Here is a 13,283-nt window from a genome sequence, read left to right as displayed (position 1 = left end):
ACCTCCGATGTATCTTTATTTAGTGAGTATCATTTCTTTTATATTGGCCAACCTTGTCCGAGATAAAAGTCTTGCTTTCTATTATTTTTTATTGATAATAGGTTTGGTTTTCTTTGTTTTGGGTTTTATGAGACGTTTGAAAAGCAAGTAGTTTTATTGGTACAAAGCACTTATTTTTTGCCATAAAACTGCATCAAAATCGGATAAAGCAAAAGTTGGATTATCTGGATTTGCAACATCTCCCATTCGGATAACGACCATTTTCTTGCTTGGAACTATGTATATTTTTTGATCGTTTTTACCCAATGCCATATACATATCGGTTGGAGCTGTTGGTATCAAACTACCAGTGAACTGCAATTGGCTTTGTGGTAAATGGTAACTTGATTTTCCATTCAACCACCATAAATAGCCGTATCCTAGATTGATTGTTTGTGAAGTGTTTGTAGCTTCATTTAAAAAGTTTTCATTCACTATCGTGTTACTTACCCATTTTCCTTTGTTGTAGATTAAAAGTCCAAAACGCGCCATGGAGCGTGTATTACTTCCATAAACTGAATTATTGCCTAATTGAAACCAAGCGCCATCCATTCCTATCTTATCTTTCAATTTGGTATTGAAATAGGAATTCCAGGTTTGTCCGCTGGCTTGCGCAATTACATCTTGTAATTTTACATATGCATTATGATAGGCCCAACGCGTTCCTGCATCTGCTTTGTATTTAAGGTTTACTGGATCAACATCATCGGTACTATCTTCTAATCCGGAAGTCATGTTGAGTAAGTGTTTGCTAGTAATCAAATTTTCTTTGGCTAAAGGCAAACTCGTCCAACCGGTTCCTATGTATTGTGAAACTTTAGTATTGATGTTGATGAGGTTATCTTGTTGTGCTATTCCTGTTACAGTTGAGGTTAGGGTTTTTCCGGCGCTTGCCCAATACCAAAAACTATTGGCGTCATGACCGTTAAAATAATTTTCCATTACGATTCTTCCGTTGACAAGAATGATAAAAGATTTTGACTTTTTGAGTTCTAAATAATCTAGTATCGGTTGCACAGCGGTTTGTTTCCAACCTAAACTTGCAATTGATTTTGTTTCCCAAGTGGTACCAGTTAAAGGCGGGAAATAAAGGATTTCTGTTGTTGGTGGAGAAGGAACTGATTCCGTGGTTTCAGAACTGCAGCTGCTACACAATAATATGATGAAGAAACTGTAGATTATTTTTGACATCTTGCTACTGATTTAGTTCTAATTCCTTTACCACCAAAAATATAGAAAATAGTTTAAAGTGTTTCTGAAATTTTTGTTTTCTTTGAAGTTAATAAGAGTAACTTTGTATCTAGAATAAACGCGATTTATCACGAATTCACTAGCCCTGATTACTTCACTGTACTTTTATTTTCAGAGGAGTTCAGTGAACTTCGTTTGTAGCGTAAATCCTTTTTAGCCGCTTTTTCAGCGGGTAAAAAGATTGAAGCGTAAAGCAGGAAACAGCTCCTAAAAATAATTAGTATTATGAAAAAAACAGTTAGCATTCTATTTTTAGCATTTCTTTTTATGGGGTGTCAGCAAAAGGTAAAGCCAGAAGATATTTCAAAAATAAATGGATATTGGGAAGTGGAGAAGGTAGTTTTTGATTCCATAAAGGACAAAGAATACAGGATGAATGAGGTGTATGATTATTTCGAATTAAAGAATAATAAAGGGATTCGGAAGAAAGTGATGCCGCAATTAAACGGTACGTTTGTGGTGAACGATACGTATGAAAACGTAACAGTTCGATTTGCGGATGACAAAGTATTCTTAGATTATTCTACGCCTTATATGAAGTGGAGTGAGGAGTTGATTGCTGTATCAGCGGAAGAATTAGTACTGTTGAACAAGGAAAAAGTAGAATACCATTACAAAAAAGCAACACCAATAAATTTACTGGGCGATGGCAAAACGACTAAATAATCAGAGTACGATAGGGGATGTTTTGAAACAAATAATCCAAGTGAATAAACTGCAACCCGGAATGGATCAAATTGACGTGAAAGACGCTTGGAAAAACTTAATGGGTAATGGCGTGAACAGTTATACGAATAATGTTGTTTTAAAAGGAAGTACGTTGTATGTTGAGTTGACTTCGTCTGTTTTGCGGGAAGAATTAAGTCACGGAAAGTCTAAAATAGTGGCGATGATTAATGAAGAATTAAGACGTGATGTGGTAAAAGACGTAGTTTTGAGGTAGTGATTTTAGATTGTTGATTAACGATTTTAGATTTCAGATTTTTGATATAAAAAAATCCCGTTTCAATTTTGAAACGGGATTTTCTAATTTATTATAATTCGTAACTGTCAATTGCGACTGAAAACGGAATACTAGAACTGCTCTCTTCCAGCAAAATGGAAAGCACCTTCGATAGCTGCATTTTCATCGCTATCAGAACCGTGAACTGCATTTTCACCAATAGAAGTGGCGTATGCTTTACGGATCGTTCCTTCAGCAGCTTCAGCTGGGTTTGTAGCACCAATTAAAGTTCTGAAATCTTCAACTGCATTGTCTTTTTCTAAAATAGCAGCAACAATTGGTCCTCTTGACATGAACTCAACTAATTCACCGTAGAAAGGTCTTGCAGCGTGTACTTCGTAAAAAGCTTGAGCATCAGCAATAGTTAATTGTGTTAATTTCAAAGAAACGATTTTGAAACCTGCATTTGTAATCATTGCAAGTATGTTTCCGATGTGTCCGTTAGCAACAGCATCAGGCTTAATCATTGTAAATGTTCTATTAGTAGCCATCTTTTATTTTTTTAAATTTTGTGCAAAAATAGTATTTTTTTATTGAATATTTTTACAAATTCGGCATTCAAATAAAGGTTATCTGATTAAAGTACAATAATATCAAATTGATTGTCCAATGGTTTGAGTTGTTTAATCAAGGTTGGAATCAGATTTTCGCCGTATTCCAAATAAAATTCCGAAAAATTAGTTTGGCGCTCTTGTAAACTTTGGTTAGGGAACAGCTCACTTTGTAAGTTTGTAATGCGTTCTAACACGTCATTTAATTTTCTTTTTTGAGCTTTTAGCAGACGTTTTTCTAGATTGTCTAAACCCTTGATTTGTTTTTTTTCTTGTGCTTTTACAGCTCCAAGGAAAGATTCGTCCGTTTTGTTCGAAACATCATAAAGAATACTAAATTGTTTTTGTAATTGCGCTTTTAAATCGGCTAAATCGATTGGGAAATCTGATAATTCTTTGGTTTTAGTAGTTACTAAATGGGCCTGTTTTGAAAATAAATTCCCCCAATTCAATTCTAATTTGTCTGCTTTTTTAGCTTGTTTTTCAGTTGCCAATAGGACAGAGTTTCTTAGCAATAGCATTGGAAAAGTTACTTTTGCAGCAGCAAAAAAGGATTTTAGCTCTAACCAATAGGCAATTTCTCCGCCCCCACCAATGTAGCATAGATTAGGTAAAATCACTTCCTGATATAATGGTCGCATAATCACGTTAGGACTGAATTTCTCTGGATGATTTTCTAATAATGTTAGAATTTCTGTTTCAGAAAACTCAATTTTTGTATGATTTACTTTGTATTTCCCATCTTCAAAAACAATACGTTCGCGAACATTATCCTCGATGTAAAACAAATTTATTTCACGGGGATTAACTTGAATCGTATATTCTTTTAATTTTTCGGCAGTTTCTACTACTAATTGGTGGGAGGATTGGTGTAGTAATTCTTCTTTTACAAATGGAATGAAATGGCGTTTTAAATTGGCATTATCGGCATCCAAAATGACTAATCCATACATGCCAAAAAGTGCATTTGCCAAAAAACGTGTTGCATCTGCTAGGTTGTTGTGAGCAAGATAGGAATCTTCAAATAATTTTTTTAAAGTTTCGGCATTCGTATTGGAACCCAATTCCAGTTTGTATACTTCTAGGAAATCAGCTAAACCATCAGTAGATAATCGTCCTACGGGGCCTCTGCTTTCTTTATTCCAACGGAATTTTTTTCCTTTAAAATTGAAATAATTGATTTCTTCAAAATCATGGTCTTCGGTTGCCATCCAGTAAATAGGTACAAAATTATAGGTTGGATATTTTGATTTTAATTCGGTTGTTAAATTAATAGTCGAAATGATTTTGTACAAGAAATAAAGCGGTCCGCTGAATAAGTTTAATTGATGCCCAGTGGTAACGGTAAATGTATTGTGAAGTGCTAAATCCTTAATATTTTGTTGTGTTATTGCGGAAGTTTCAACTTTTAAATATTGTTTTTGTAAAACAGTAACTAGCGTTTCTCGGGAAGCGTTATCAAAGGTGTTTTGCTTTTCGAGAATTTGAGCTTCAAAGCTTTCAAGTGTTGGAAATCTGTTATATAAGGATGATAAGTTGGTTTTATGGTCTAAATAATCATTCATCAAAGGAGAAAAATATCCGGAATTCTGATAGCTGATACAGTCGGTTGGCATAATAAAGTTTTATATGTTGCTAATTTACCATTATTTATTGGAATTATTAATTTGTTACTTTCGAAAAATAGTATCATTTTTATTGAAATATTTTTAACAATCTTATGAAAGATAATTCAAGGCTTACCGCCAAAAACTCAGTAAAACATGTTCTTTTTGGCAGTTTAATTGGTACCACGATAGAGTTTTTTGATTTTTATATTTATGCGAATGCCGCTGTATTGGTTTTTCCACAATTATTCTTTCCAAGTTCAGATAACACCTTGGCGACTTTACAATCATTAGCCACTTTTTCAATTGCTTTTTTATCGCGTCCGCTTGGTTCCGCATTTTTTGGACATTATGGAGATAAAATAGGACGTAAATTTACTTTGGTTGCTGCATTATTGACTATGGGAATTTCTACGGTAGCTATTGGTTTTTTGCCCAGTTATGCCAGTATTGGAGTTGCGGCTCCTTTGTTGTTGATGTTGTGTCGATTTGGGCAAGGTGTTGGATTAGGAGGCGAGTGGGGAGGAGCGGTATTGTTAGCTATTGAAAATGCCCCACCTAATAAAAGGGCTTGGTATGGTATGTTTCCACAGCTTGGTGCTCCCATAGGATTGTTGTTATCTGGTGGGACATTTTTACTCTTGACTGATACTTTGAGCAATGAAGATTTTATGAATTACGGTTGGCGTATTCCCTTTATAGCGAGTTCGCTTTTGGTTATAGTAGGTTTTTATATCCGAACTAAGATCACTGAAACTCCGTCTTTTGAAAACTCAAAAAAAGAACAGGAAGAGGTAAAAATCCCCTTTTTAACGCTGATTAAATCGTATAAAAACCAATTAATTTTTGGGACTTTTGCTGCCGTGACTACCTTTTTAGTTTTTTATTTAATGACAGTCTTTACATTGAGTTGGGCTACATCCGACTTAGGTTTTGCAAAAAGAGATTTCTTATTGATTCAGTTGTTCTCTGTTTTATTTTTTGCAGTGTTTATTCCAATTTCAGCCGTAGTTGCTGATATAATTGGTCGACGTACAATGCTGATTATTGCCACAACTGCTATTGCGGTGTTTGGTTTTGCATTTTCTTATTTTCTAAACTCAGGAAGTTCGGTCATGATCACTGTATTTTTATGTACAGGAATGGCTTTAATGGGATTTACGTATGGTCCCTTAGGTACATTTTTGTCTGAATTATTTCCCACTGCCGTTCGGTATTCTGGAGCCTCTTTGACCTTTAACTTAGCTGGAATTTTGGGAGCTGCTTTTGCACCTATGATTGCGATTTGGTTAGCAAGCACTTATAGTTTGACTTATGTTGGATATTATCTGACCATAGCGGCTTCTATTTCCTTGTTTGCATTATTGGTGATTAGTAAAGAGGAGCATAAATTTTAAATTTTAAAATATTTTAAAAGAGAAAGGTCGATTGAAAGTTTTCAGCCGACCTTTTTTTATCGTTTTAAACTAAAATGCCCTTTGTATTCATTTCCATCTGCTCGAGTGACTACAAACCAATAATCAGTGGCGGGAAGTTGTTGATTATTATAAGTTCCGTTCCAAGTTTCATTTTGATTTAGAACTGTTAATAATTTCCCATAACGATCAAAGATTTTAATTCCGGTATTAGGTTTCAAATAAGCAAAATTAATGGTCCAATAATCATTAAACCCATCTCCGTTTGGCGTTAAGAATTTTGGGTAGGGAAGCTCATAAACTAAATCAAGACAGCCCGCATTAGTTGCTTCAAGAATCTTCACTGTTATCTGAGTTCGTTCACTTTCGCAGTTGTTTATAGTTTGAGATGCGTAATAAGTCATTCCATTTTCAAGTACAATTGATTCAGATAATGTAGTTAATGAGGAAAGACTTGTGTACCATTTTATGTTTTGACCTTCAATAGATATAGTGCTAATTTTTCCATTTTCTTGAATGCAGAAAGATTGGTTTGGATTACCAATGGGGCTTTGAGTATCCTGAATTGTTACCGTAATTGCTATTCTTTCACTTTCGCAGTCATTTAATGTTTGCGTAGCGTAATAGGTTACGCCATTTGTTAATACAGTTATTTCTGCTAAAACCGTTCCGTTGGTTAAGGCATCATACCATTTCATATTGGAACCCAAAATATTTAGATTAGAAATTTGTGCATTTTCATCAAAACAAAATTGTTGATTAGTGTTTCCTGTTGGAGGTGGAGTGTCATAAATTCGAATTAAAACAGCAATTCTGTCACTTTCACATCCTATAGTTTGTGAGGCATAATAGCTTTTCTTATTTTCAAGTAAAGTAGAATTAGGTAAACTAATTGCACTAAAATTAGTTTCATACCATTTTATGTCTTGTCCTGCTATTTGGATAGTGCTCAGCCTTGCGTTTTCTTTTTTACAGAAAGATTGAGTTGTAATTGCTGTTGGAGTAGCGGGCGTATTTACAATTGAAATGGTGATTCCGAGTCGTTCGCTTTCGCAATTATTTACAGTTTGAGTTGCATAATAAGTCATGCCGTTTTGCAAAGAAGTTGAATTAATTAAAAGCGTTCCAGAGGAGTTATACCATTTTATAGAAGTTCCAGAAATCTGGATGGTGTCTAAAGTTGGATTTTGACTGGAACACAACATTTGATTTGTATTTCCTGTTGGAGTAGGAGTATTTTGAATATTGATTAAAACTGGAATTCTTGCACTTTCGCAACCGTTAATGGTTTGCGAAGCATGATAAGTGGTTCCGTTTTGTAGTGGAGCTGTATTTGATAAAGGAGTTCCATTAGTTAAATTATCATACCATTTTATGTTTTGGCCCGTAATTGAAATCTCGCTTAAAGTCGGATTTTGTTGGATGCAGAAGATTTGAGGATTTGTTAATGTAGGTTTCGGAGTAAAATTTGTAAAAGGAATTAGTGTAGCTGTGGTAGCATTTGAAATACAACCAATGCTGTTTTTTGCTTTTAGATAATATGTTCCAGGATCAAGATTTGATTGCATTGTATTTGTTTTCCAAGTAACTCCATTGTCAAAACTATATTCTGCGGCAATATCGGTAATTATAATAGTCCCTTTAAGATTATTACAGTCTGGCTGAATAGTTGTAAATTTAGGATTTACGGGATAATCAGTTGGAGGATTAATTTTTACAGATAATGCTACAGACTCGCAACCGCTACTATTCTTAACCCGAACTAAATAGGTCCCAGCTACTAAATTTCCTGAAATTGGATTGGTCGAATAATTTGCGCCATTGTCAAAACTATACTGGTAAGCGGCACTTGTAATGGAAATAGAACCAAACGGATTACTACAACTCACAGGTTGAGAAACGTTTAAGATTGGAGTTGAAGGTGCATTTGGAGGTGTATTGATAGTTGCAGCATAGGCAATCGAAGGGCAACCATTTGTATATTTTATTCGGATTAAATAATTTCCAGGAGATAAACTAGCAGTATTGGTCGTATTCCAAGTTAAACCATCATCAAAACTATATAGATTTGCAACAGTAGAAACCATAATGCTACCTGTTGATGATGTGCAACCAATAGGATTTGTTACTACAACTTGTGGTGCTGCTGGAATTGTGGGTGCAGCATCTATGGTAACAGGTGCGCTAAGAGAAATACAGCCAGAATTATATTTAATCATTAAATTATATGTTCCTGGTGCTACATTGGATTTTGTGTTTGAAGTTCCAAACGTGATTCCGTTATCAAAACTATATAAATCGGCAACGGTATCGATGGATAGTGATCCTGTAAAGTTGGTACAATCTGGTTGACTTGCTTTGTAGGCAGGAGCAGGAAGTGCAGATAATGTTGAAATAGTGACTGTGGCAGCATCAGAAACGCAACCAGCTAAATTTTTAATTTTTATAAAATAAATTCCTGGAGAAAGATCCGTCTTTGTATTCGAAAAAACGTAGGTTAATCCATTGTCATAACTATATGTAGCAGCAGTTGTGGCAATAGTAATAGAACCTTTTGCAGAGCTACAATTCGGCTGGGTTGAAGTATAAGCTGGAGCAGCAATTGTAGTACCTGAACTTAAATTTACAACTGTTGTTGATGATTCGCAACTATAAGAATATGTTTTGATTTTAATAATGTACGTACCAGCTCCTACATTTATTTTTGTTGGATTTGTTGTCCAGCTGTTTCCATCATTGAAACTATAACTTAGTGCCGTTGTAGTTATGGTTATGCTACCGTCAGTTGCTCCGCAAGAAGAGGGCTGAACAATCTGTACAGCGGGTGCTGGAGGAATGGCAGGCGGTATGTCAATATAGGCATAACTGCCATAAGAGACACAACCTAATGTGTTTTTTATTACTACAGTATATGAACCGCCAGCCAGATTTTTCTTCATGGGATTTGTAGTCCAAGTTACACCATTATCAAAACTGTATTGATCTGCAGTAGTATTTATTATTATAGTCCCGTAAGGAGAACTACAAGTTGGCTGAATGGAAGTTACATTTGGTGTGGGTAAATAATATTTATTAATGTAGTAGTATTGCGGCTGTGATTTGCAACCAGCCGTATTTTTAATAACAATAGTGTAAGATGATGATGTTGGATTTAGTAAAATAGGATTGGTACTCCAAGTTGTACCTCCATCAAAACTATATTGATCAGCTGGAGTAGTGACGGTAATACTTCCTCCATTTTCACAACTTGGTTGTATCACTTTTACATTTGGATTCGGAAGATAAAAAGGGTTAATGTATATCGATATGCCATAAGATTTGCAGCCAGTTGCATTTTTTATAACAATATTGTAATATCCCGACGTTAGTCCAGAAAGGGTGGGGTTTGTTGTCCAAGTAGTACCACCATCAAAACTATATGAATCTGCAACTGTTGCAATAGTAATGCTTCCATTGGTACCACAAGTTGGTTGGATGAATGTGAAGTCGGGATTTGGCAAATAATATGGATTTAAATTTGCGTAAGTATCATAAAGATAAGAAGTACATCCAGCAGCATTTTTTAACACTAAATAATAAGAACCAGAATTAAGATTAGTAAAGACAGGATTGGTATTCCATGTATTACCTCCATCTATGCTGTATTGTGCTGCAGTAGCAGTAAAAGTTATGCTTCCTCCATTTCCACAAGTGGGTTGTATTGATGTAAAAGTAGGACTAGGAAGATAAAAAGTTTGAATATTTGCAAAACTCGAGTTAGAAATACAACCTTGGGCATTTTTTATGTAAGGGTAATAATAGCCAGAAGAAAGATTTGAAAAAGTAGGACTTGTAATCCAAGTTTGACCATCAATACTGTAAAAATCGGCAGTAGTAGTGATTGTAATACTGCCTTTAGTTCCACAAGAGGGTTGAGTTATTGTGTACTTTGGAGATGCTAAATGAGTAGAATCTAAATAAACAGAAATATATTTCGATGTACAATCCGCTTTTTTTACCAATAGATAGTAATATCCTGAGCTTAAATTATTAAAAATAGAATTGGTACTCCAGGTTGTTCCATAATCTATGCTATAGTAATCTGCTGTGCTGTTGAATGTAATATTACCAATATTTCCGCAACTTGGATTAGTAACTATATAATCGGGATCTGGAAGACTAGGGTTATTAATCGGAATACCTATATTCTCGGATACGCATCCTAAACTATTTTTAATAGAAATGTTGTAATATCCATAAGAATTAATATTTGATAATGTAGGTGTGGTTCCCCAAGTATCTCCCCCGTCAAAGCTGTAAAAATCTGCAATTGTATTTATTGTAATGCTTCCTGCGGTAGTACAAGTTGGCTGACTGACAGTAAAATTAGGTACCGCTATATTTGGATTGTTTAAATAAGCACCAGTTGGATAGGAAGTACAACCAATGCTATTTTTTATAATTATGTTGTAATATCCTGGAGGCAATGATTTATTATTGAGGGTTGTCCAAGTTACTCCATCGTCAAAGCTGTAAAAATCTGATAATGAATTAACAGTGATTTTTCCGTTAACACCACAGGTTGGTTGTTCTAGGCTAATAATTGGTGTATACAAGTAGGGTTGGTATAAATAAACATAATTAGCAGCGCTAATACATCCTGAACTATTTTTTACTTTTACGGGATAGTTTCCATGGGGTAAACTGGCTACGTTATTGTTAGTCCAAGTTACACCATCATCAAAACTATAGGAATCTGCAACTGTAGTAATCGTAATGCTTCCATTACTTCCACAAACGGGTTGCTCTGTAGTATATTCAGGATAGGAATATTGAAAATCATTTAAATAAACATAGGTATAATAGGAAGTACAACCTAAAGCATTTTTGATTCCTAAAGAATAACTTCCGGTGCTTAAATTGCTCATAGTGTTACTTGTAACCCAAGTTGTACCACCATCAAAAGTATAAAAATCTGAAATAGTATTAATGGTAATGCTTCCAGCTATACTACAAGCAGGCTGTATGATAGTATAAGTTGCAGTTTCTAGCGTATTGCTACTAATAAGTACATTGTTAGCTGAAGAAATACAACCTTGTAAATCTTTTATACGAATTTTATAATTCCCTGGTAAAAGATTGGTGGCAGTAGCATAATTTACCCAAGTTACACCATCATCAAAACTATAATATGCAGATGGCGTAGTGATAGTAATACTACCTGCATCCCCACAAAATAGTGGATTGGTATAGTTATAATTTGGATATGAAGTTGACACAGATGTAATGGTTACACTTTGAGAATAAGAAGTACATCCATTTATGGTTTTTATTTTCACTAAATACGTTCCAGGATATAAATTACTATTTGTGTCGTTTTTACTCCAAGTTAAACCATCATCAAAACTATATTCTGATGCGGCTGAAGTTACTTTTATACTTCCTGTGGTAGAAAAACACGAGGGTTGAGTGATTTGCAAAATTGGTGAAACAGCAGTTTGGCTAGGTTCTATAGAAACACTAGCATCGCTACTACATCCAAAAGAATCAGTGACAGTTACAGAATAATTTCCTGTCGAAGTTACTGTAATACTTTGTGAAGTGCCTCCTGTACTCCATAAATAGGATGATCCTAAAGAAGCTGTTAATACAGTACTTCCTGAACAAACATTTAGAATACCTGTAATATTTGCCGTTGGATTTTTCACCTCTAAACTTGCAGAAATTATTTTGTAGCAAGTGGCATCTTTACTCACTCTAACAAAAATAGAAGCGCTTGAACTTGGATAACTTGAGAAATTGGCGATTGCATTCAAGTTAGCTTGCGCATCATTGTAATTTTTATAATAACTAAAACTTAAACCTGTAGTAGACGTTACCACCAAAGAGTTTAATTTAGATAAATCAAAATTTTCACTCCCGTCACGATTTGCGTCACATTGAGATATCTTTGCTGTTGTTACATTAATATTGCAACTTGAAGTACAATTTAAAAAAGAAATATCCCAACCAGAATTCGCATCAGGATCTGTGGCTGAATTAAATGTAGTTCCCGTACAAGAAGTTCCAGTAATATCATAATCTACTTGTACTCCAACATTATAATTGGCATTGGTGCTATTTGGAAAATCAGTAGCATTCAGTGTAAAACAAAACTTTTTATTTGTTGTGTCTAAACTTGAGGTTGTAGATGTGCTATAAACTGATACGTTATTACTGTTATAAACATTTAAAGTGATTTTTTTTACAGATGAAGAAATTCCGCCAGAATTAGGAATGGTATAATTTCCACACACGGAAATCGGTAAACTAGGGCAAACTTTATTCAAAGGATCTAGTTCTACAGATCCTTGTAAATTTTCTGTAGAATGCAGTAAGCAAATATCATCTACATACATATATCCGAAATGTCCACCCAATCCACATCTTGAAGCCATAAATTCCACGGTAAATTCTTCATTGTTAGGTATAGATGAAATATCCAGTATTCCAGATTGCCAATTGGCAGTATACAAAGTGACGTAAGAAGAAGTTTGACTTGGAACTTTGGTGAAAATGCAATTTTTTTCGTCACCTACCAAACAAAATTCATTTACGACAACGCCGTTTTTATCTAAAATCCTAGCCTTTACAAATGCTTGATTGTCAGTGTGACTATTGTCATATACACTTTGTAATACTGCTTTGTAATTGAACTTTAGATAATTTTCATTATTAGTTTTAAACCTTTTGCCCTGAACAATAGAGCCATAAGTAGATGAGTTCTCATAATTAATTTTAAGGGCATATTGATCGAATGCTTTTATATCTCCCATAAAAGGATCAATTAAATTTGAAGACACACCAGTTGCCATAATATCCATATTATTAGGGTCATACCGATTGATGTATGAATTTGCGGTATTGGTAATTGAGCGGCATTGCGTTGGTCCAGGAGGATCACCTATGGTATAAAGAAAATTCTTGAGGGAATTACTTCCACTGATAGTTTCATATTGTTCTAAACTTCCATTGGTACACATTTCTACAGCTTGTTGTGAAGCTGTTGTTTTCAAATACAGATTTACTTTTTTTAAATTCAGGATTTCTTTTTTCCTTTTTTCTTCCCGAATTTTCAAAAACTCGTTTTGCTCATCCAAAGTTTGAATTAAATGACCATTTTTATCTTCCAATAAAATTTTATTGAATGAATTTGGATTTGTTTTTTGAGAAAAAACAACAATACATTGGTGAAATAGAATAAACAGCAGTAGGACTTTAAGCTTCATTGTGGGAATTTTGTAAACAAAAGTAAATAAAAAATCAGTGTTTTAGCGTGAAAGATCTTAATTTTTGTATGAATTTTATATTTGAAATGGTAAGAATCAAAATGCAGAAATGACATTGTTTTTCGAAAGATTTAATTCAATTAATTATGCAATTTTAATCGAATAACTGC

The 13,283-nt window shown here is 34.3% G+C and carries 7 protein-coding genes; 3 read left to right on the top strand and 4 right to left on the bottom strand.

Annotation, left to right across the window (positions count from 1 at the left end):
• Positions 1-153 precede the first annotated feature (153 nt).
• The gene (locus BLS90_RS14870; protein ID WP_091259035.1) at positions 154-1,230 is read right to left on the bottom strand and encodes a serine hydrolase domain-containing protein; all 1,077 of its coding nucleotides are present in this window, start codon (positions 1,228-1,230) and stop codon (positions 154-156) included.
• A 285-nt stretch (positions 1,231-1,515) separates the two neighbouring features.
• Here BLS90_RS14870 and BLS90_RS14865 point away from each other — a divergent pair, with 285 nt between their 5' ends.
• Positions 1,516-1,956 carry a hypothetical protein gene (locus BLS90_RS14865; RefSeq protein WP_091259033.1) on the top strand — a complete coding sequence of 147 codons (441 nt, stop codon included), beginning with the start codon at positions 1,516-1,518 and terminating at the stop codon, positions 1,954-1,956.
• Positions 1,937-2,233 (top strand): DUF721 domain-containing protein, encoded by a 297-nt coding sequence (locus BLS90_RS14860; RefSeq protein WP_073355171.1) that lies wholly within the window; start codon positions 1,937-1,939, stop codon positions 2,231-2,233. Before BLS90_RS14865 ends, BLS90_RS14860 begins: the two co-directional genes overlap by 20 nt.
• A 131-nt stretch (positions 2,234-2,364) precedes the next feature.
• Here BLS90_RS14860 and BLS90_RS14855 read toward each other — a convergent pair whose 3' ends face one another.
• Entirely contained in the window at positions 2,365-2,784 is a 420-nt protein-coding gene (locus BLS90_RS14855; protein ID WP_091259031.1) for a nucleoside-diphosphate kinase, read from the bottom strand.
• Between the two features lie 86 nt (positions 2,785-2,870).
• Positions 2,871-4,460: a bacillithiol biosynthesis cysteine-adding enzyme BshC gene (bshC, locus tag BLS90_RS14850; RefSeq protein ID WP_091259028.1), complete on the bottom strand. Its 1,590-nt coding sequence runs from the start codon at positions 4,458-4,460 to the stop codon at positions 2,871-2,873.
• Between the two features lie 104 nt (positions 4,461-4,564).
• On the opposite strand from bshC, the gene BLS90_RS14845 reads away from it, so the two are divergent.
• On the top strand, positions 4,565-5,848 hold the full coding sequence (locus tag BLS90_RS14845) for an MFS transporter (protein WP_091259026.1): 1,284 nt from the start codon (positions 4,565-4,567) through the stop codon (positions 5,846-5,848).
• Positions 5,849-5,904: 56 nt separating this feature from the next.
• Here BLS90_RS14845 and BLS90_RS14840 read toward each other — a convergent pair whose 3' ends face one another.
• A complete protein-coding gene (locus BLS90_RS14840; protein WP_091259024.1) occupies positions 5,905-13,113 on the bottom strand; it encodes a T9SS type B sorting domain-containing protein in 7,209 nt (2,402 codons plus the stop codon).
• Between the last annotated feature and the right edge of the window lie 170 nt (positions 13,114-13,283).

This window comes from Flavobacterium omnivorum, from assembly GCF_900099915.1.
GTDB classification, from domain to species: Bacteria; Bacteroidota; Bacteroidia; order Flavobacteriales; family Flavobacteriaceae; genus Flavobacterium; species Flavobacterium omnivorum.
The sequence above is the reverse complement of the archived record's forward strand: the minus strand, read 5'-3'. Positions and strand labels throughout refer to the sequence as shown.

What these genes read in the sequence shown, in the direction of transcription:
- BLS90_RS14870 (WP_091259035.1), bottom strand. Translation starts at nt 1,230, where the DNA reads ATGTCAAAAATAATCTACAGTTTCTTCATCATATTATTGTGTAGCAGC.
- BLS90_RS14865 (WP_091259033.1), top strand. Translation starts at nt 1,516, where the DNA reads ATGAAAAAAACAGTTAGCATTCTATTTTTAGCATTTCTTTTTATGGGG.
- BLS90_RS14860 (WP_073355171.1), top strand. Translation starts at nt 1,937, where the DNA reads ATGGCAAAACGACTAAATAATCAGAGTACGATAGGGGATGTTTTGAAA.
- BLS90_RS14855 (WP_091259031.1), bottom strand. Translation starts at nt 2,784, where the DNA reads ATGGCTACTAATAGAACATTTACAATGATTAAGCCTGATGCTGTTGCT.
- bshC (WP_091259028.1), bottom strand. Translation starts at nt 4,460, where the DNA reads ATGCCAACCGACTGTATCAGCTATCAGAATTCCGGATATTTTTCTCCT.
- BLS90_RS14845 (WP_091259026.1), top strand. Translation starts at nt 4,565, where the DNA reads ATGAAAGATAATTCAAGGCTTACCGCCAAAAACTCAGTAAAACATGTT.
- BLS90_RS14840 (WP_091259024.1), bottom strand. Translation starts at nt 13,113, where the DNA reads ATGAAGCTTAAAGTCCTACTGCTGTTTATTCTATTTCACCAATGTATT.